The sequence below is a fragment of the Paenibacillus provencensis genome (assembly GCF_042678545.1).
GTDB classification, from domain to species: Bacteria; Bacillota; Bacilli; order Paenibacillales; family Paenibacillaceae; genus Paenibacillus; species Paenibacillus provencensis.
Genome location: NZ_JBHTKX010000001.1, coordinates 164,372 through 184,841, shown reverse-complemented (window position 1 = coordinate 184,841; position 20,470 = coordinate 164,372). Strand labels below are relative to the sequence as shown.

Below are 20,470 nucleotides of genomic sequence, written 5' to 3'. Positions count from 1 at the left end.
CACAGCAGAAGGCCCTTAATCTAACTATTCAAGGAAATCTTTAAGCCGTTTGCTGCGGCTTGGATGGCGCAATTTGCGAAGTGCCTTCGCTTCGATCTGACGAATCCGTTCTCTCGTTACACCAAACACTTTACCAACCTCTTCAAGTGTGCGTGTACGACCATCATCAAGTCCGAAGCGGAGACGAAGGACGTTCTCTTCACGTTCAGTCAGTGTATCAAGTACATCCTCCAATTGCTCCTTCAGTAATTCATATGCAGCAGCATCAGCCGGAGCAAGTGCTTCCTGATCCTCGATAAAATCTCCGAGATGAGAATCATCTTCTTCACCAATTGGTGTTTCAAGCGACACAGGCTCTTGTGCAATTTTCGTAATTTCCCGTACCTTTTCCACACTTAGATCCATTTCTGCCGCGATTTCCTCCGGTGTCGGTTCACGCCCAAGTTCCTGCAGCAGTTGCCTGGAGACACGGATCAGTTTGTTAATGGTCTCAACCATATGAACAGGAATACGAATCGTACGAGCCTGGTCGGCAATAGCACGAGTGATCGCTTGACGAATCCACCACGTGGCGTAGGTACTAAATTTAAAACCTTTGTTGTGGTCAAACTTCTCAACCGCTTTGATCAGACCCATATTACCTTCCTGAATGAGGTCAAGGAACAGCATTCCACGGCCTACATAACGCTTGGCAATACTGACGACGAGACGTAAATTGGCTTCAGCGAGCCGACGTTTTGCTTCCTCGTCTCCATTCATAATTCGTTTAGCCAGTTCAACTTCATCGTCTGCCGACAGAAGCGGCACACGTCCGATTTCCTTCAGGTACATGCGGACCGGGTCATTAATCTTAATTCCGGGAGGCAGACTGAGATCATCATCAAAATGAAAATCGTCCCCGTCATTATTCTCGGAATCGTCATTAGGCCGAAGTGGATTATCCTCATCACTTTCATTTACCACATCAATTCCTAAATCACTGAGTTGTTCATAGAACTCATCCATTTGTTCAGGGTCTTGATCGAATGGAGACAGTTTCTCCATGATCTCTTTGTAATTCAAAGACGACCTCTTTTTTCCCTGCTCAATCAGTTGGTCCTTTGCTTGATCCAGCGTCAATTCTGTTTCTAGTTCAGCATGCTGATCATTCGCCATACTTCGACTCCCTCCTCCCTAGAAACATGGTATGATAATTACAATCATTGTCTCTCTAGGGTTATAATCTCACTTGCGATTTGTGCTGCACGCAAAAAGTCTCCGGATCGTTCGGCAGCAATCATTTCCTCTTTTTTAGAATCGATCTGCTGTAATACCGGATACTTTAATACCTCTTTAATACAATCATCCAGTGCTCCGTGATCCCACTGCTCAGGCGTATCCATCATGGAAATGGAGCTTACCGTCTTCTCAAGACGATCGTCTTGAAGGGACAGCATAAACATCCTTAGATCCGGAGGTTTGCCTTGAGCGTAATAAGCATATAGATAAGCAGCGATAGCTGCATGATCGCTAATGTTAAAGGCTTCACCAAGACGTTCACCAACATATCTAGCCGCCTCATCATCTTGAAGCATCCAGGATAGAAGCCTTCGTTCGGCCGTATGATAGGCAGGGAGTAAATTAGGTGTAGGAATCTGCCTATTTTGTTGCCTACCATTATTCCACCTTTTGTCGTTATTATCCCCATAACGCTCGTTTTTTTGCATTTGCTGCCTTTCGAGATTGCATTCCTGCTTCAGTGTCTCAAAATCCACATGCACTTCGGAAGCTAACTCCCGCAAGTACACCTCTCTCTCTGTAGGAGAAGAAAGTGGAGCAATCAGCTTGATGGCCTCACGCGAATAAGCAATCCGGCCACCTTCTTCTAGCAGTATATGGTTTTTTTTCAAGTTTATAAGTCTAAATTTTAACGGTGGAACAGCACCTTCAATGATTTGATGAGTGAAGCGGTCTCCACCATGCCTGCGAATAAATTCATCAGGGTCTAAACCATCTGTCAGGAGCGCAACCTTTGCTTGAATTCCTGCCGACTCCAGGATCGGTAAATTTTTGAGTGCGGCAGCTTGACCGGCGCGATCACCGTCATAACAGATAATTACCTCATCACTGAGAGATTTAAGCATACGGGCTTGATTTTCCGTCAGGGCAGTCCCCATCCCGGCAACCCCATTTTGTATTCCATGCTCCCAGGCGGAGATAACATCACCGTAACCTTCGAACAGAATCGCTTGTCCTTTTTTGCGGATAGAAGCCTTTGCATGATCCATATTGTAGAGGACACGACTCTTGTTAAACAGCCTCGTCTCCGGCGAGTTAAGATACTTCGGCTGGCCATCACCCATAATTCGGCCTGCAAAGGCGATGATCTTGCCACTGCTATTCTTAATTGGAAATATAACACGGTCTCGAAACCGATCTACGTACCCCTCGCCTTCGTTTCGGGCCGAAATTAATCCGCCCTTCTCCATTTCAGCGAGCGGGAACGATCGTTTCGTTAGAAACTGTACAAGTGTATTCCAACCGGCTGGAGCATAACCAATCTGAAAATGGTCAATCGCTTTATCATTCATTCCCCGATTACGTAAATATTCGATTGCTGCCTTACCGTACTCCGTATTCTTCAACAAATAATGGTATAATTTAGCAGTAAGCTCATAAGCCTGCAGCAAACGCTCCGTTTCAGGATTATGATGTGCGACATCACGCCCTTGCCATTCCCCAAGAGGAACATGGCTCTCTTCTGCCATCGTCTTGACAGCCTCGGGAAAGGTTAATCCTTCGATTTCCATCCTGAATTTGATGGCGTTGCCTCCCTTGCCGCAGCCGTAGCAATAGAAGATTTGGCGTTCTGGTGTAACCGTAAAAGAAGGGGTATTCTCTGAATGAAATGGACAAAGCCCTTTCATATACTTGCCCTGCTTGGTCAGATGTACAAACTTGCTTACCGTGTCGACGATATCATGTTGACTCAGCACTGATTCGATAACACTTTCCGGTATATTACCCTGCCCCGCACTCATCTTAACCACCTTCATCTCTTTAACACGTAAATAATTATTCGCTAAACTTACACAATCTCCTGCAAATCCTTCAAAAGTTTTGTCAGTTTATGTTGAAATAACTTCCTGTCCTCATCTGTCATGGGCTTTGGACCCTTGCCATACTGGCCTCTCTTCCTAGCCTTAGCGTGCGAATGCCGAGTATCAAGCAAAAAGTCAATATCCTGATTGTCGATAATTCTGCCTCGGAACGTAATTACGCTGCAGGATTTGGCCAGAGCTAATGCAGCAAGTCCATAATCCTGGGTTACAACAATATCTTGTGCCTTGATATGATTAGCAATATACAGGTCAGCACTTTGATCACTTCGGTCAACATGCACGATCGTGGTCCCTTCTGCGCCTTCTAGCCGATGGTCGTAGGAAGACACCATGAGTACATGAATCTGAAATGCTGCTGCGACAGTTTGAATTTCACGTTTTACAGGACATGCATCCGCGTCCACCACAATTTTCCTATGCAATATTCATCACCGGTCCGGGATATTATTATATACGCCTTCATGCATCGTAATTCCTGCTCCAATCTTCACATGGAAAATAAAGGACAAATACGGAACGGAGCCTATTCCCCGTTCCGTATATATATTTCTAACCAAATTACCTTTTTAAGCAAATATCAGGCATTAAATTACCAGACGAGCTTGGAGAAATCTGCAAAAGCCTTCAAGTCTTTGTCAATGGATGCGAGAAGACCCAACCGATTTGCTCTAATTGCTTCATCTTCAGCCATGACCATGACCGAGTCAAAGAAGGAAGTTATCGGCTCTCTCCATTCGGCTGCTATGCTTAGTGCCTTCTCCGCATCCCTCGCGGTCAATGCCTCGCGATAAGCCTGTGCTGTGGAGCTCCATGCTTTATACAATGTACGTTCACCTGCTTCGACAAAGACCTCCTCAGTCACAGAGGCATTCGACGCCTTGGCTGCGAGGTTGCCTACACGGTTAAACGAATCAACGGTAGATTTAAATTCACCAGCTGTCTCCACCGTGCTCATTAGTGCCGTACCACGGTTCACAACAGATACGATATCATCATACCCTGCGCTGATCACCGCATCCACAACATCATAACGCATCGTTTCAGACAAGAGCTTCTTAACACGCAATGCGAAGAACTCCTGCAGGTCCTTACGGATATCATCCTTGGAACGCTTCATCGCCCGCATGTTCTCATGGATTTCAATTCCGATCTCGAAGATCTCATCAAGTGTGATCGGCAGCTTATGATCAAGCGCGATTTGTACAATGCCTGCAGCCTGACGACGCAGTGCATACGGATCCTGAGAGCCGGTAGGGATAATGCCGATAGAGAAGCATCCCACAATCGTATCTATTTTATCCGCAATGCTTACAATTGAACCAACAATAGAAGCAGGTACTGTATCCGACGCGCTTCTTGGCTGGTAATGCTCAAATACAGCCTTTGCTACTTCAGGGCGTTCTCCTGCGCGCAGCGCATAATCTTCACCCATGACACCTTGCAGCTCTGGGAATTCATACACCATCTGTGTGACAAGATCAAATTTGCAAATGTCCGCTGCCCGGCTTACCAGATCCACTTGATCCGCAGAAACCTGAAGCTTGGCTGCAAGCGTATCAGCGATTTTGCGAATGCGGCGAACCTTATCTCCTACCGTACCGATTTCTTCCTGGAATACGATGCTTTCCAGCTTCGATAGCGCATCTTTGATCTGCAGCTTCTGATCTTCCTCGTAAAAGAATTTCGCATCAGACAGACGAGCACGTAATACTTTTTCATTCCCTTTTGCAATGACGTCAAGAGATTCCGCTCCCCCATTACGAACCGTAACAAAATAAGGAAGCAATTTGCTGTTCTCGTCCAGTACCGGGAAATAACGCTGATGCTCTCTCATGGAAGTAATCAGCACATCCTGCGGGATGTCCAGGAACGATGCTTCGAATGAACCGTAGAGTACAGTCGGTGTTTCAACGAGAAACAGTACTTCTTCCAGCAAATCCTCTTTAATAGCAATCGTCCAATTCTTCTTAGCTGCTAAAGCTTCGATCTGGCTCACGATAAGTGCACGGCGCTCTTCAATGTCAACAATGACATGCTGTTCACGAAGGGCCTCTACATAAGCAGATGGCTCTGAGATCGTCGTGTCTGAACCGAGGAAACGGTGCCCTCTCGATATATTCCCCGACTTCACACCTGCAATCTCAATATCGATAACATCGGAACCGAACATCGCCACGATCCAGCGAATAGGTCTAACAAATTTCAAGTCATAAGAAGCCCAGCGCATAAATTTAGGGAAAGTCATCGCATGCAGCACCTGAAGCAGTCCGTCTGCAAGCACCTCTGAAGTCTGGATTCCTTTACTGCTCTTCGTAGCATAGATGTATTCTACGCCGCTCAATTCTTTGAAGGTAAACTGCTCAGGTTCTACACCTTGGCTTCTGGCAAAACCAAGTGCAGCTTTACTCCAGTTTCCGTTGTCATCGAGTGCAATTTTTCGGGAAGGACCTTTAACTTCCTCTTCAATATCCTCCTGCTTCTCAATGACATCCTTGATGATAACAGTCAATCGGCGTGGAGTGGCATAGGCCAGAACTTCGCCGTGAGTGACTCTTACACTGTCCAGCCATTTAACAAGCCTGTCTTCGAGCTGCTCTATCGCTCCCCGAACAAAACGTGCAGGCACTTCCTCAAGACCGATCTCAAATAACAAATCTTTAGACATTATAGTGCACCTCCTTGTTTGAGCAGCGGGAATCCGAGCTTCTCGCGTTCCTCCAGATAGGTGGCCGCTACTTGTCGAGCCAAGTTACGCACTCTGGTAATATACCCCGTGCGTTCTGTAACACTGATGGCTCCTCGTGCATCGAGGAGGTTAAATGTGTGGGAACATTTAAGAACATAATCGTAAGCAGGGAATACCAAATGCTGATCCATCGCTTTTTTGGCTTCTTCCTCGTACATGTTGAACAGAGTGAACAGCATGCGCACATCAGAAACCTCAAAGGTATACTTGGAGTGTTCATATTCCGGGTGTTTAAATACATCACCGTAAGTAATGCCGTTAACCCACTCTAGCTCGAATACGTTGTCCTTGTCCTGTATATAAGAAGCAAGACGCTCCATACCGTAAGTAATTTCAACGGAAACCGGATGAGTTTCAATACCACCTACCTGCTGAAAATAAGTGAATTGAGTGATTTCCATGCCATCCAGCCATACCTCCCAGCCTAGACCTGCGCAGCCAAGCGACGGGTTCTCCCAGTTGTCTTCAACAAACCGGATGTCATGCTTCTTAGCATCAATACCAAGAGCCTGAAGGCTCTCCAGGTAGATCTCCTGAATGTTATCTGGCGAAGGCTTGATGATCACCTGGAATTGATGATGCTGATACAGCCGGTTCGGGTTCTCTCCATACCGTCCATCCGATGGCCGTCTGGAAGGCTCTACATAAGCTACCTTCCATGGCTCAGGACCAATTGAACGCAAGAAAGTCATCGGATTCATCGTTCCGGCGCCTTTTTCCGTGTCATAAGGCTGAACAATAATACAGTTATGCTTTGCCCAGAAATCTTGCAGCGTCAATATCATTTGCTGGAAGTTCATTTTCATTTCTCTCCTTTGCAAGGTAAACTATTTCAAGTGCGCGAGGACAGCAAAAAGCCCCCGTCCTACGCCTGATGTTCAGACGTAGGGACGAGAGCTACTCCCGCGGTTCCACCCTACTTGACTGCACTCTGAAGAGTACAATCCACTTTTCCGTATCCATTTCATGCTCACGAGTGCCATTTCCTAAACCCGACCTGCCGGACTTTCACCATCTCCGACTCGCTCATTAACCAAAGGTCCTTTATTTAGTACTTTCTCGATCAACACATGTCTCATAAAGAGATATTACTATGAATAATAGCTTATATGTCATGTCATTGTCAAGCTGAACTCCCGGCATCGCAGCTTCTTCACTTTGAAGTCCAACGAAATAGTGCTATTTTCAATTAAAAGCCGTATTTGTCCATTTGATCGAGAAAATTACGAGATTTTAAATTCAAACCAAGCTGCTGATCCATGAAAGCTCGCATGATCTTCTTTATCTCCAGTTTGGTCTCATCACGAACAGAGACGTTTCCCAGCCGCTGCAGATCGACCAAGGCAAATAAACGAAGCAGCTTCAGCGCCCTTGGCGAAATGGACAATGCAGGCGGATCGAAATGCTTGCAGGCCCTGCACAGTGTTCCTCCGAGTCCTGGACTTATAAAATATTCCTCATCCGGTCTTTCCCGGCCGCATGATATGCAGGTAGTCAATTCTGGTGCATAACCAGCGGATTGCAATATTTTCATTTCATAAAGAGAAATGATAACAGCAGGATCTTTGTCTTCATTAAGTGCCGTAAGGCATGCTTTTAATTGCTTAAACCAAAAGCTTCCCGTCTCCTCATCCTGCAGCACGCGGTCGAGCAGCTCACAAGCATAAGAGGCATAGGCAGCTTTAACGATATCTTCGCGCAGCAAATGGTGAGATTCAATAATCTCACCTTGGTTTAACGTTCCGAGCCCCTGATTTCGAAAAAAAACATATTCTCCGTGAGTAAAGACCTGTGTCAACCCGGCATGACGGCTTTTCGGTTTCTTGGCTCCACGAACCAAAACTCCTATTTTGCCTCCACTTTCGGTGCAAAGCGTAATAATTTTGTTCCCCTCACCGTAGTCCATACTGCGGATGACGATGCCTTCCAACCTATATAGCATGTCTCATCCCCCAATAGAAAGTCATGCTGTACTCTTTTAGGATTCGGTCTGTAATTCATCATAAGCCTCTCCCTCTGCGTCAGCATCTGCCCCTGCTTCACCCATGCTGCACGCACAGGATTCCTTGTATAACAGATAGGCATCGACATCTCCTGTCTTTGCAAAATACGTCCACGAAAAATCTCGCACAAGTATTCATCCTCTCTCTTCGGAAATGACGTGATAAGCATCTACGAATAGGATGTGCAGGGCTGTTGTTTCTATGCGATACATTAACTGGAATTGCTTGCTCACGAGAGGTTAGGCTGTTCATGTTTATTGACCGAAATTATGCGTCCCGATGGAAACCTAAATCTTTAAGTACACGCTCTTGATTACGCCAATCCTTCTTAACCTTTACCCACAGCTCCAGAAAAATTTTGGAACCGAGCAGTCTTTCAATATCTTGTCTGGAACGCTTTCCGACCTCTTTAAGCAGCGAGCCCTGTTTGCCGATAATAATCCCTTTTTGGGAATCGCGTTCTACGAAAATGACGGCAGATACCTGCACCGTTCCATTTTCTTGCACACGCATATCCTCAATGGTGACCGCGATGGAATGCGGCACTTCCTCACGGGTCATATGCAGAATTTTTTCACGAATGAGCTCTGCAATGACAAATTGCTCCGGGTGATCTGTAATTTGATCATCAGGATAATATTTCGGACCTTCTGGCAAATACTTTTTGATCTGATCCATTAATGTATTGACATTATTTCCAAATTTGGCAGAGATCGGCACAATTTCAGCAAAATCAAGCAGATTGCGATATTGATCAATAAGAGGCAGCAGCGCTTCAGGCTCCACCTGATCAATCTTGTTCAGCACAAGGAACACAGGCGTCCGGACATTTTTGAGCTGTTCGGCAATAAAGCGGTCCCCGCCGCCCATTCCTTCAGAAGCATCGACGAGAAATAATACGGCCTCCACTTCGGAGAACGTATTAAACGCCGTTTGATTCATGAAATCTCCAAGCTTGGACTGGCGCTTATGAATTCCGGGTGTATCCAAGAATACGATTTGATTATCTTCTGCCGTATAAACCCCATGAATTTTGTTGCGAGTGGTTTGAGGCTTATCCGACATAATTGCAATTTTTTGTCCGATGACTTGATTCATCAGTGTAGATTTTCCAACATTGGGTCTGCCAATAATGGCAACAAATCCGGATTTAAAAGCTGTTTTAGACATATTTTCCTCCAAAAAGGGTCAATACCCTTATCCTTTTTATGCTTTCTCCAGAGCTTCCGGCCCAAAAGCGCCGGGCAGCAGATCGGTGATCGTTGTCTCCCGAATTTCTCCCTTGAGGTTGCCAAGGTATACAGGCATGCTGCTGTCACATAGTTCAAGTATAACTTGCCGGCACACCCCGCACGGTGCAATAGGTTCTTCCGTGTCGCCTACGACTGCCAGTGCCTTGAATCTGCGGGGGGCATGACCACTCGCAATGGCACTGAACAGTGCTGTACGCTCTGCGCAATTGCTCGGACTATAAGCTGCATTTTCAATATTGCATCCATGATATATATACCCATCTTCCCCTAAAAGCGCAGCGCCTACGCCAAATTTGGAATAAGGAATATATGCTTTTTTTCTTGCTTCGATCGCTTCCTGCATGAGCTGATTTGCATCCATATTTGTACCTCTTTTCGATTATTGTAAACGTGTATATAACGATGAGTTAAAAAATCCATCTAATGAACGGTTTAAGGTAGACAAAAATGCCGATGATGACGGCAAAAACCGCCGCCAGCAGTACAGCTCCGGCAGCGGTATCTTTGGCGGCTTTGGCCAGCGGGTGAATCTCGGGGGATGCAAGGTCAACAACGATCTCAATCGCTGTGTTAAGCAGCTCTGTCACAATTACAAAACCTATTGCCAAACTAATGAACATCCAATCCGTACGTGAAATATCCAGAAGCCATCCGGCAGCAACGGCCACTAGAGCAAGAACAGCATGAACCCGCAGGTTCCGTTGTGTTCTAAAGCCGTAAATCAGCCCTTCCATCGCATTTCGGAATACATCCACTATGGACCGTTGTCTCATTAGCGTGTCAACCCGACGCTTGCCAAGATAGCTTCTTGTTTACCCATCATTTCAGCTTCGCTTGTTTCATCCTGATGATCATACCCCAGCAGGTGGAGAAAGCCATGAACGAACAAAAATCCAAGCTCCCTTTCCACAGAATGACCGTATTCCTCGCTCTGTGCGATAGCCGTAGGGACAGAAATGATAATGTCACCGAGTACATCCGGAACGTCCACCGATTCGCCTTCCTCTAATTCATATACAATGTCAAGCTCTTCATCCAGCGTTTCATTCATTGCAAATGAAAGCACATCGGTAGGGCGGTCTATTCCGCGATACTCCTTGTTCAGTTCATGGATCTCTTCATCATTGACGAATGTAAGTGCAACCTCGCCTTCGTCTACACCTTCCATTTCGGCCGCTTTTTCAAGCAGTTGAGTCAGAAGAGAGATAAGCTCATCACTGATATTATATTGTTCTTGATTATTATCCCATGCAAGCTGCACACTCATATGGCATGCTCCTTTGTTTCAATAAATGTGATTTGAATTAACTATCTTTTGGTTTCTTGATCTCTTCAGGATACTCAATTCTCGAATGAAAAATCCCCATGACCGTCTCTTTCAGTGTCCTGGAAATAATGTCGAGCTCCCTCATGGTAAGATCACAATCGTTAAGCTGATGATCGTCCAGTCTGCTCTTAACGATCTTCTCGATCATGGATTCAACCTGTTCCACAGTAGGCTTGCGCAGTGATCGCACTGCAGCCTCTACACTGTCAGCGATGCCCACAATCGCTGCTTCTTTGGACTGAGCCTTCGGTCCCGGATATCTGAAGTCTTCTTCCGTAAAATCCGGTTCTACGCCTGCTTCTTCAGCCTGTTTCAGCGCCTTATGGTAGAAATAATGGAGGAACGTTGTACCATGATGCTGCTCCGCAATATCCCTTATTCGTTTAGGAAGCTTGTAATCCTTCTGCATCTCCACACCGTCTCTGGCATGTGAAATGATGATGGACTTGCTAAGCTTGGGATCCAGCGTATCATGCGGGTTCTCCATATTGTTCTGATTCTCGATAAAATAAATCGGTCTTTTCGTTTTGCCAATATCATGATAATACGAACCGACTCTGCATAGCAGTCCGTCAGCACCAATTGCTTCTGCAGCAGCCTCCGATAAATTCCCAACCATGACACTATGATGATAGGTACCTGGTGTTTCTGTCAGCAGCTTACGCAGCAGCGGATGGTTAGGGTTCGACAGCTCCACCAGCTTCAGAGCTGACAAAATACCGAATAATGATTCGAAGAATGGCATCAGCCCAATGGCAAGGACAGCCATCAAAATGCCGCCAGCAAAAGCAAAGCCTACACTATACATCGCTGCAGTTCGATCCCATTCCCCATTGCCAAGTATGGCCAGCATAAAGACTACGAGTGAGCCGATCAGAGAAACGATGATACCGCTCTTAAGAAGGGTCGAACGCTGACTAGCCTTATCCGTTGCGAAAATAGCCGCAAAGCTGATGATAATCGTAAACAGTCCAAAATTAAAGTCAAAGTTCTCGTTCAGCTGTGTGTTCAGGATAATGCTGCTTAGTATGCCGAAGATAATAGCACACACGTAAGCGAGGGGAATATCCAGCAGCTGCGTAATCAGCATGACACCAATCCCTACGGGAGCCAAGTAGCCGACATAGGCTCGGTTGTCATTTTGTAAGAAGCTGATGAGATGCATGCATCCGATCGTGATCGCGAAGATGCAGAACAGCATCAGGAGCTGAGAATTATTGTATTTGAACTCTGGACTGCTGATTTGTTTCATGTACATCAGAATTCCAATCGACAAACTGAACGATAAGAGCAGCAGCCCAAGCTGAGGCCAGTAGTTAACCTCGTCGCGAAGCAGCTTGTTGTCTTCCAGCAGCTTGTACACTTCTTCAGTAATAATCTCACCTTTGGCTACAAGTGTTTCGCCCTCTTCAATGAAGACCTGAGGTGTGTTCTCTCTTGCTCTTGCCTTGGCTTCTTTCGTTGCTTCCTCATCATAAAATTTGTTTGCCGTTATAACAAACCGAGTAAGCTCCTGTACGACCTCACGTGCAGTTCTATCCGTCAGGGAGCTGGTATTGACCATCTCAGCTACCTTGGCTCTTGGGGTTGAAGCATCCGTGATCTGGTCAACCATTAATCTTGATACGAGCTCACGGGCAACAGGCTTCATCTCCTGTATCTGTTCAGAGGACAACCGGGCGATCTTGATATAGGTCTCCTCCGGAATTCGGTAGGATTGCTCCTGTGTTACTCTATGAATCTCATCAAGCAATGCATCCGAATAGGTGCCTGTTCCCCGGTTGTTATTGATATAATTCGTAATCGAGTCACTTAGTCTTTGGGGAATTTCATCCTTATAGATCTCAATCTTATCTTCTCGGGAAATATCATCCTGATTGAGTCTGTCAATCCGATCCAATATGGAGGTCACCAAGTTCTCGTTTCGTAACGATACAATCTGATACACCGGCTGAACCGCTTCAGCAGCTTCCTCTGCTGCAATCGCCCTTGCCTGATTATCCTGTATCTGCATAGGAGCCTTGATTTCTTTTTCGCTGCGAGTTCCCTGCACAATATCATATCGTTCAGGCAGAAGACCTGGCGCCAGGCTGACGTAAAACAGAATCATCAGAAACAAAAACAGAAGATAGCGGACTCCTCTGCTATTCTTCCATCCAAGCTTTCTATTCTGAATAGATTTGTCCTTCGACAATTCCTTAAGGGTCATCCCACGACAATCCCTTCCTATTCTTGATTTTCGGCGGCTCGGTCATACGCGGTAATAATTTTTTGCACAAGAGTATGCCGCACGACATCCTGTTCTGTAAAATAGACAAACCCGATCTCTTCTACACCTTCGAGGATTGCCTTAGCATCAATGAGTCCAGATTTTTTCCCGCGGGGAAGGTCAATTTGCGTCACATCACCGGTAATGACCATCTTGGAACCAAATCCAAGCCGTGTCAAAAACATCTTCATCTGTTCTGGCGTTGTATTCTGTGCCTCATCCAGAATGATGAATGAATCATCAAGTGTCCGTCCGCGCATATAAGCAAGTGGAGCGATTTCAATTAATCCGCGTTCAAGTGCTTTGGCTGTCTGATCAGGACCCATAACGTCGTACAGAGCATCGTACAGCGGTCTCAGGTACGGGTCCACCTTCTCCTGTAGATCACCTGGCAAGAATCCGAGATTCTCTCCCGCTTCCACCGCTGGACGCGTCAGCACAATCCTTTTGACAGAACCTTCCTTCAGCGCTGCAACAGCTAGAACTACAGCAAGATACGTCTTACCTGTACCCGCCGGGCCGATGCCGAACACAATAGCACGTTTTTTGATCGTCGTCACATAATGCTTCTGGCCAATCGTCTTCACTCGAATCGGCTTGCCGCGATATGTATTCGTAATCTCACCTTTAAATAGATCAAGAAGCTGATCCGCCCGCAGATCCTTAGCCAATTCAATGGCATACTGGACATCTCTTTCGGATAGGATATGGCCGTTACGGATAAGTACGAGCAGCACCTCAAACAGCTGACCCATGATCTCTACTTCCTGTTCCTTGCCTCTAATCGTTATTTCTGCTTCCCGGGAGTCAACAGTCGCCGGAATCTGCAATTCCATCATTTTAAGAAAAGCGTCCTGTGGTCCAAATAACGACTGCCCTTCTCCCGCGTTCTGAAGCGAGATTCGAATGCTGTAATTATTATCTGACAAATAGCCTCATTCTCCTTGACTTGGACTTGGGTTATGAACGAGCGGAAGCTCTTCCGCTATACTTTCTTCTACTTCGAAAAGCACTTTCATATAAACTTTACCATTCTCTTTCTTCTCATGCAAAATTTTTTCACTTATAATCTTTGTTCCTTTCCCATTTTTCGCTAAAATATCGTTTTTTGCTGCTGTAATTCCATACTGTTTGGCTTCTGCCTCACTCGGAGTAAGCTCCCTATAGTTCGTCTCCCTGTCTGTCTCCGTCATCCAGCCAATCGGCAGCTTAAATGACCTCCACGTGAGCGGCTCAACATCCGTTATGGTCTCGTATTTACTGAACGGTGTTTTATCATATCCCCAATACTGAATAGCCCAGTCTCCGATGACGATATACCTCCGCTCTTTCGATTCGCCTGAATAGGTAACCTGCTTCTGAACAAGCGGCACTTCAATGTTGTATTCGTGCCATACCAGTCCCTTTACGTTACCTTTGGCTACGACCAATTCACTGTTCTCCTCGTCACCCAATATGCCTGAGATAAGGATTGAGCCCTTTTTAACACGTGTATTCTTCTGCACTACAGGTCTTCCCTGTTCAGCATAAATTTCCGTAATTACCGCATCCGCTTTGCTCACAAGATGTCTCGGATTTAACAAGGGCTGCTTCTCAGGCTCGTCTGCCTCGACAACTTGAATTGTAAATTTTGTTCCTTCCCGGTTGACTCCGATCCATGCCGCAGCCGGCAGCTGCTTGATCAAATCTCTAGCCAGCTTGTCCTGTGTTGGCAGCCGAAAGGACCATTGAAACGGATATAACCCCTCTTGTTTTGCTGCAGCCAGAATCTCCTCCTCTGTTATTTTGACATTTCCCTTCACCTCTACATCCCATACAAGCGAAGTCATCGAGAATAAGATGGCAAAAAACAGAAATGCGCCCGCAACAAACATTTTTCTTCTCAATAGACGAGCTAGAAAAAAAGGAAAGCCGATGCGCTTCTTTACACGAACACGGCAGCCTGTCCGCCGCAAGAGCGGGCGCAGCTTGAAGAAATCTCGAAGTAAAATGTTCAAGCTGGCGCTGCTCTCACCTATCGATTGAATCTCCCAAACCTGAAGACCTCTGACAGCAATCTGGTTAATCATCGCTTCAAGGTCTCCACCCAGGAGAACAATATGAACACTTCCTCTCAAATTGGCTAGACTCGGTGTCTTCACTTTTCATCCCCCGTTCCCAGGTACTGTATATTGGTAATCCGCCCTTCCACAGCTACTTCTTCCGGGAGAATGGTGCGAATCATCAGATTGTTTCCGCTGATCTCGAGCCTCCCGATGGATAAATCCAGTACGAGCCGTTCTTCGGAGAAGTGAGCCACACCGCGATGATTTTCTATGTATAGTTGATTACTTCCAATCAGGGTTAGCCTGGGCGTGTCAAAAAGAACATCCTGCGGCAAATCGAGTGCTTCGCTGGTCCATTTGCGCAAATTGCGGCTGATTCGGGTCATTGGGCTGGTCTTCCCCCTTCCTGTACTTTAAACCATATGCAGTAAATTTCTGTTTTATGAAAGCATCGAAACACAAAAAAAACCGTCTTTTCTCATAAGAGAAAAAACGGCTTCAAATAGCTTATTTCCGCTGCCTCGTAAAGGACTGCTTCGCACGTGGCGGTCCTAATATCTCGGCCCAAATGATTCCTTTACGAATCTCATCTGAGCTTAATGGGGCATGGTTCGCACTAGCATCTGTTGTTGTTTCAAGAGGTTTCACCCTGGAGGCCTTCTGCCGCTGAGCCTTATGCTCAAGTTTCAGCCTTGCACGCTCCGTACGCATCTTCTCCACTTCAAGCTCCCGCAGCTTTTGCTCCAGCGCCTCGTTCTGAGCTGCAGCATATGCAGGCTGAGGCTGATCAGAATAGGAAGACGAATCGTCCTCGTAATTTTCATTTTCTTCCTCGTCATCCTCATACCTCGTGTCATAAGGCCGTTGCTGCTGACGAGCGTCCTGAGGATGATTACCGGGACGCGGAGCCCTTTGGGAAGGATGCTCGTCATTCGGCTTCTTGCTCTTTCCTATAAAGGACACCAATGCGAAAATAGCACCCAGCACAAAAATGAAGTTATTCATCACCCATTCGATAAGGTTCATTGACATCCACCACCTTATTTATTAGGGTTTGATTCGTCGTTGTCTCCCTGGCGATCATCAGGTCTTGCGATGGAGCCACGCATTTGAGTATCTGCTTCAATGTTGCGGTAATTCATATAATCCATGACACCGATTTGACCATTACGGAAAGCTTCAGCCATCGCAAGCGGTACTTCAGACTCGGATTCAACAACGCGCGCTCTCATTTCTACGACGCGAGCCTTCATCTCTTGTTCCTGAGCAACGGCCATCGCGCGGCGCTCTTCCGCTTTTGCCTGAGCAATCCGCTTGTCTGCCTCAGCTTGCTCTGTTTGCAGATCCGCACCGATGTTATTGCCTACGCTGACATCGGCAATATCGATAGACAGGATCTCGAATGCTGTACCGGCATCAAGTCCTTTTTCAAGTACAGTACGAGAAATCCGGTCTGGATGCTCAAGCACGTCTTTGTGAGAATCTGAGGAACCATTTGTACTTACGATCCCTTCGCCTACACGGGCGATGATCGTCTCTTCACCAGCACCACCGACGAGTCTGTCAATGTTCGCACGAACGGTAACTCGCGCTTTAACCTTCACTTCGATACCATCTTTTGCTACGGCAGATACTACCGGTGTCTCAATGACACGCGGGTTAACGCTCATTTGCACCGCTTGCAGAACATCGCGCCCTGCAAGGTCAATCGCTGCAGCACGTTCAAATTCAAGCGGAATATTCGCACGCTGAGCAGCAATAAGGGAATTCACGACACGGTCGACGTTACCGCCGGCCAAGTAATGGCTCTCGAGCTGATTAATATTGAGTCCAAGACCTGCTTTGGTCGCCTTGATCAATGGATTCACAATACGGCTTGGTGTTACCCGTCTAAGTCTCATGGCTACAAGTGTGATAATGCTGATTCGTACACCGGATGCAAGAGCTGAAATCCAGAGCATAACCGGGAAGAAGCTGAAGAATACGCTAAGAACGATGATCACGACGACCGCGATCAGAAGAATAGGTACGATACCTGACTCCATCATTGATTAAATTCCTCCAAGAACTTATTATTTTGACTTACGATATTGCCTTTCGCATTGTGTATAAACGCAGCATAACCCTTAATTAGGGATTTAAACGCTTGACGACAACCCGTGTTCCTTCTACTTTATGAACTGTTATCTGCTCATTAGCCGAAATAAAGCTGCCTTCTGTGACCACATCTACATTCTCTCCATCAATGACAGCGGTACCGGAAGGGCGGAGTGTAGTCAGACTGATTCCATTCTTTCCGATCAAATCTTCTCTAGTCCGGATCGAAGAGTAGCCTTGGTCTGCTGTCATGCTATCTCTGAGAATAAATCGGTTCCATATCCCGCGCTCCTTGAACATAATCGCGACAATAATAACAACCGCTATCGCTGCCGCTCCCGCAATACCGAGGGAGAACAGCGCTGTTCCCGTGTCGTACGCGGCTCGAACTACACCTGCAATCAAGCTTACCGAGCCTAATATCCCCAGGATACCGAAGCTTGGAACAAACAGCTCGGCTACCAGCAGCGCCAGACCGATAATGAAGAGGAACCAGGTCTCGGAACCACCGATGCCTGCCACATAGCTGCCTCCGAAGTACAGCGCAAAGCTGATAATGCCTATAATACCCGGAACGCCAAAGCCAGGAACAAACAATTCGATCAGAATACCAGCGATACCGAGAAACAACAGAATGGTAGATACCACCGGATGTGTGAGGAATGTGGATATCTTCTCAAACGTAGTTGGCTCCATCACATATAGGTTATCTGAGGAATATTCAAGCCATGCAGCAACTTCTGCAGGGGTCGAGGCAATCTTATCCGCATAACCTACCTCAAGTGCCTCATTCGCGGTCAAAGAGATAACCTGTCCCTGTTGCTTCGTCTTGTTAATCTCCGGCATTTCAACAACCATGTTAAGGTCTGTCATGCCCTGCGCAATCTCACCGTTCCGGTCGTTCTTCTCCGCGGCCGCCTGCATATTCGCCTTCCATGTAGCAACCGCCTTCGGATCCTCAATATAGTTGTTGCTGGCATCAACGAGTGCTGCAGCACCGATTGTGCTGCCAGGTGACATCGCGATATGATCAGCCGTTAATGCAATATAGCTGCCCGCCGATGCGGCATCACCATGTATAAAAGCCGCCACCGGGATACTGCTGCTCTGAATCATATCACCGATTTCCTTCGTCGTCTGGACCAATCCGCCCGGCGTATTAATTTGCAATACAATAAGCCCTGCTTCCATTTCTCCCGCTTCCTTGAACCCTCGTTCCATAAACTTGTGGAGCCCGCGTTCAATAGGCCGATCGACCGGTATCACATACACCGCTCCGGATTTCGCAGCCTGTGCGGATGGCATGCCGAATAATGAGGAGAACATTGTGAGCAGGACAATAGCGATCATCACAACAGAGAAATTCCACTTTTTCAAGGTGAATGCCAAATTTATAACCTCCCTCCTGTATAAGTCTATAATGTCACCATATGTCGTATATTACGCTTCATGCAAGCCTTACGTTTCAAAAAAGAAAAAACACCCCCTGAAATCAGGGAGTGTTTACGGTTTATGTTAGTTCAGAAATTGTTGAACTGCTTGGCTCACCAGCTTGCCATCCGCTTTGCCTTTGACTTTAGGCAAAAGGGCTGACATAACTTTACCCATCTCGGCTTTCGAAGAAGCACCGGTTTCCTGGATGGTCTGCTGTACAATGACTTTAATTTCTTCTTCGGTAAGCTGTACGGGTAGATACTTGCTGATTATATCAATTTCCGCTTTGGCATTCGCCGCAAGTTCTGTGCGACCCGCTTTATCAAATTCTTGGAGGGCATCTTTGCGCTGTTTGATTTCACGACTGAGGATATCAAGCACTTCGTTGTCATCCAAAGTTCTTTTCAAATCTATTTCAAGATTCTTAATCGTCGAACGAACCAATCGAATGGTGGAGAGTGTGAACTTGTCCTGACTCTTCATCGCTTGCTTCATATCTTCGTTCAATCGTTCGCTAAGATTCATGTTGTTCTAATTCCTCCTAAAACTTTCTCTTACGAGCAGCCTCGGACTTTTTCTTGCGCTTTACGCTTGGCTTTTCATAATGCTTGCGTTTCTTCACCTCAGCCAAAACACCATCTTTAGCGATGGAACGTTTAAAGCGACGAAGTGCAGCATCAATAGTCTCGTTTTTGCGAACTTTAGTTTCAGACACCAGTTTTCCCTCCCTCCGACCAGACCGTCCAAGAGCATATAACACGGTTCATCAAACTTAATTATAGGTGAAAATTCGTTAGTGTGTCAACCTCTATAAGAACACCCGCTAAAAAAGTGTATTTTGGGGCTCATTGGATCAATTACTTACCTCATTAAAACGAGGGATTTGAAACTATTTTTGACATAAACCATACCGTTTTTGAGCTTCATGGACTCTCGATTACAGCAACTTATAGTATTAATGAAAGGGGTTCTACCGATAGCAAACTCAGCTATGAGATTTGGAAATGCCCGTAAGAGCTCCGAGACGTGCACCGCCGAGAACATGGTAATGAAGGTGATGAACCGTCTGTTCACCATCCTTGCCACAATTGTTGATAAGGCGATATCCCGATTCAGCGATACCCAGCTGTCTTGCCGCTTCTTGAGCTGCCTTATGTATCTCCCCGATCAGAGCAAAGTCTTCCCCTTCCACCTCATTGATTGAAGCGATATGCTTCTTCGGAATCACGAGTACATGTGTCGGTGCTGCAGGCTGGATGTCATGGAACACAACAACCTGCTCATTCTCCAGCACTTTATTTGACGGAATCGTTCCTTCAACAATTTTACAAAACAAACAGTCCATAATTGTAACCTCCAAATAGGATTGAATTGGACAACCAAAATCCTTATGTATCCGACCAGATTGAACTAAAGAAACTATAAGTGAATATTCGATATAAGCTGAGCTTGAGAGATCGAAACCATGAGATCTTTAGTCCATTCTATCGAACAGACAAGTTTATCATACAAGTTCATGTCTCCCGTTTCAAGAATAGTTAGCAACAAGCTTGTAGACTCCATAATGTAGAACCTATATCTAGTTTTAATAATATGACTCAACAGACTACTTTAAGGAAATACTCAAATTTTAGATCCTGAAAATATTCGTCTCTTCCTACTAAGAAATACCCCCTGCTTAAGCAAGAGGGTATTTCAATGACTATATGCAAGTTAGATCGAATAGTGAGATTTTTAGTAAAAAGGCAGTAAGGAAATGGCTGAGAGTGCGAACAGAGGAAGAATCAGCCGATTAAAGCGGCGGCGTCTGCCATAACCAAATCCACCGTATGGAAAAAAACCTCTATAATCGCCGCACGGGGAAGGCATGCATCCACAATAAGCATTCATTCCATGAACAGGTGCTTGCTGATAAGTATCGCAGGTCATCGGTACGGCCAAATATACATTTTCATCGTCTACACTTTCCACGATGCCATCATGTACAGATCCATCCTCCATCCATACCGACACATAACGATATAGATGATCGGAACACATTTTCTTCTTATCTTGTTTCTCCATGTGATTAACGCTCCTCCTTAAGACATTGGACTCATACCCACAACATATTCAGAGCTGGGCGAATTGTCACTGATTTTAAGGAGAAAAATGAACATTTTACATAGATGAATCCATCCCATAACTTATCAAAA

At 46.0% G+C, this 20,470-nt stretch carries 22 protein-coding genes; all 22 read right to left on the bottom strand.

The genetic code is table 11. The features are described 5' to 3' along the window. Positions 1-24: 24 nt before the first annotated feature. The 22 genes from rpoD to ACFQ3J_RS00810 all read right to left on the bottom strand — a co-directional run bounded on the left by rpoD (position 25) and on the right by ACFQ3J_RS00810 (position 20,339). Positions 25-1,155 (bottom strand): RNA polymerase sigma factor RpoD, encoded by a 1,131-nt coding sequence (gene rpoD, locus ACFQ3J_RS00915; protein ID WP_091158596.1) that lies wholly within the window; start codon positions 1,153-1,155, stop codon positions 25-27. A gap of 44 nt (positions 1,156-1,199) precedes the next feature. Next, the gene (dnaG, locus tag ACFQ3J_RS00910) at positions 1,200-3,020 is read right to left on the bottom strand and encodes a DNA primase (protein WP_091158598.1); all 1,821 of its coding nucleotides are present in this window, start codon (positions 3,018-3,020) and stop codon (positions 1,200-1,202) included. A 47-nt stretch (positions 3,021-3,067) separates the two neighbouring features. After that, entirely contained in the window at positions 3,068-3,526 is a 459-nt protein-coding gene (locus ACFQ3J_RS00905) for a YaiI/YqxD family protein (RefSeq protein WP_091158599.1), read from the bottom strand. Between the two features lie 164 nt (positions 3,527-3,690). Continuing rightward, positions 3,691-5,766: a glycine--tRNA ligase subunit beta gene (glyS, locus tag ACFQ3J_RS00900; RefSeq protein ID WP_251580824.1), complete on the bottom strand. Its 2,076-nt coding sequence runs from the start codon at positions 5,764-5,766 to the stop codon at positions 3,691-3,693. Continuing rightward, positions 5,766-6,647 (bottom strand): glycine--tRNA ligase subunit alpha, encoded by an 882-nt coding sequence (glyQ, locus tag ACFQ3J_RS00895; RefSeq protein ID WP_091158603.1) that lies wholly within the window; start codon positions 6,645-6,647, stop codon positions 5,766-5,768. Before glyQ ends, glyS begins: the two co-directional genes overlap by 1 nt. Before the next feature lie 389 nt (positions 6,648-7,036). After that, positions 7,037-7,789, bottom strand: coding sequence for a DNA repair protein RecO (recO, locus tag ACFQ3J_RS00890; protein ID WP_091158605.1), 753 nt, complete (start codon positions 7,787-7,789; stop codon positions 7,037-7,039). Between the two features lie 36 nt (positions 7,790-7,825). Continuing rightward, complete coding sequence (locus ACFQ3J_RS00885) at positions 7,826-7,978, bottom strand: YqzL family protein (protein WP_091158606.1); 153 nt, start codon at positions 7,976-7,978, stop codon at positions 7,826-7,828. A gap of 139 nt (positions 7,979-8,117) precedes the next feature. Continuing rightward, positions 8,118-9,020 carry a GTPase Era gene (gene era, locus ACFQ3J_RS00880; RefSeq protein WP_047910827.1) on the bottom strand — a complete coding sequence of 301 codons (903 nt, stop codon included), beginning with the start codon at positions 9,018-9,020 and terminating at the stop codon, positions 8,118-8,120. A 36-nt stretch (positions 9,021-9,056) separates the two neighbouring features. Beyond that, positions 9,057-9,464 (bottom strand): cytidine deaminase, encoded by a 408-nt coding sequence (locus ACFQ3J_RS00875; protein WP_091158608.1) that lies wholly within the window; start codon positions 9,462-9,464, stop codon positions 9,057-9,059. A gap of 46 nt (positions 9,465-9,510) precedes the next feature. Continuing rightward, the gene (locus tag ACFQ3J_RS00870) at positions 9,511-9,876 is read right to left on the bottom strand and encodes a diacylglycerol kinase family protein (RefSeq protein ID WP_091158610.1); all 366 of its coding nucleotides are present in this window, start codon (positions 9,874-9,876) and stop codon (positions 9,511-9,513) included. Continuing rightward, complete coding sequence (gene ybeY, locus ACFQ3J_RS00865; RefSeq protein WP_251580823.1) at positions 9,876-10,370, bottom strand: rRNA maturation RNase YbeY; 495 nt, start codon at positions 10,368-10,370, stop codon at positions 9,876-9,878. The genes ACFQ3J_RS00870 and ybeY overlap by 1 nt, the downstream gene beginning before the upstream one ends. A 37-nt stretch (positions 10,371-10,407) precedes the next feature. Beyond that, a complete protein-coding gene (locus ACFQ3J_RS00860; RefSeq protein WP_091158613.1) occupies positions 10,408-12,639 on the bottom strand; it encodes an HD family phosphohydrolase in 2,232 nt (743 codons plus the stop codon). 17 nt (positions 12,640-12,656) lie between these two features. After that, positions 12,657-13,628: a PhoH family protein gene (locus ACFQ3J_RS00855; RefSeq protein ID WP_251580822.1), complete on the bottom strand. Its 972-nt coding sequence runs from the start codon at positions 13,626-13,628 to the stop codon at positions 12,657-12,659. 6 nt (positions 13,629-13,634) lie between these two features. Continuing rightward, on the bottom strand, positions 13,635-14,840 hold the full coding sequence (gene yqfD / locus ACFQ3J_RS00850; protein WP_091158617.1) for a sporulation protein YqfD: 1,206 nt from the start codon (positions 14,838-14,840) through the stop codon (positions 13,635-13,637). After that, positions 14,837-15,130: a sporulation protein YqfC gene (yqfC, locus tag ACFQ3J_RS00845; protein ID WP_091158618.1), complete on the bottom strand. Its 294-nt coding sequence runs from the start codon at positions 15,128-15,130 to the stop codon at positions 14,837-14,839. The genes yqfD and yqfC overlap by 4 nt, the downstream gene beginning before the upstream one ends. Before the next feature lie 121 nt (positions 15,131-15,251). After that, positions 15,252-15,770, bottom strand: coding sequence for a hypothetical protein (locus tag ACFQ3J_RS00840; protein ID WP_091158620.1), 519 nt, complete (start codon positions 15,768-15,770; stop codon positions 15,252-15,254). A 14-nt stretch (positions 15,771-15,784) separates the two neighbouring features. After that, positions 15,785-16,792, bottom strand: a complete 1,008-nt coding sequence (gene floA / locus ACFQ3J_RS00835; protein WP_091158621.1) for a flotillin-like protein FloA — start codon at positions 16,790-16,792, stop codon at positions 15,785-15,787. A gap of 82 nt (positions 16,793-16,874) precedes the next feature. Then, positions 16,875-18,191, bottom strand: coding sequence for an NfeD family protein (locus tag ACFQ3J_RS00830; RefSeq protein WP_091159252.1), 1,317 nt, complete (start codon positions 18,189-18,191; stop codon positions 16,875-16,877). Between the two features lie 165 nt (positions 18,192-18,356). Beyond that, the gene (locus tag ACFQ3J_RS00825; RefSeq protein WP_091158623.1) at positions 18,357-18,800 is read right to left on the bottom strand and encodes a GatB/YqeY domain-containing protein; all 444 of its coding nucleotides are present in this window, start codon (positions 18,798-18,800) and stop codon (positions 18,357-18,359) included. A gap of 16 nt (positions 18,801-18,816) precedes the next feature. Continuing rightward, positions 18,817-18,990 (bottom strand): 30S ribosomal protein S21, encoded by a 174-nt coding sequence (gene rpsU, locus ACFQ3J_RS00820; protein WP_005547957.1) that lies wholly within the window; start codon positions 18,988-18,990, stop codon positions 18,817-18,819. A 270-nt stretch (positions 18,991-19,260) separates the two neighbouring features. Next, the gene (locus tag ACFQ3J_RS00815; RefSeq protein ID WP_091158624.1) at positions 19,261-19,620 is read right to left on the bottom strand and encodes a histidine triad nucleotide-binding protein; all 360 of its coding nucleotides are present in this window, start codon (positions 19,618-19,620) and stop codon (positions 19,261-19,263) included. A 389-nt stretch (positions 19,621-20,009) separates the two neighbouring features. Then, positions 20,010-20,339 (bottom strand): hypothetical protein, encoded by a 330-nt coding sequence (locus tag ACFQ3J_RS00810; RefSeq protein WP_091158626.1) that lies wholly within the window; start codon positions 20,337-20,339, stop codon positions 20,010-20,012. Positions 20,340-20,470: the final 131 nt, after the last annotated feature.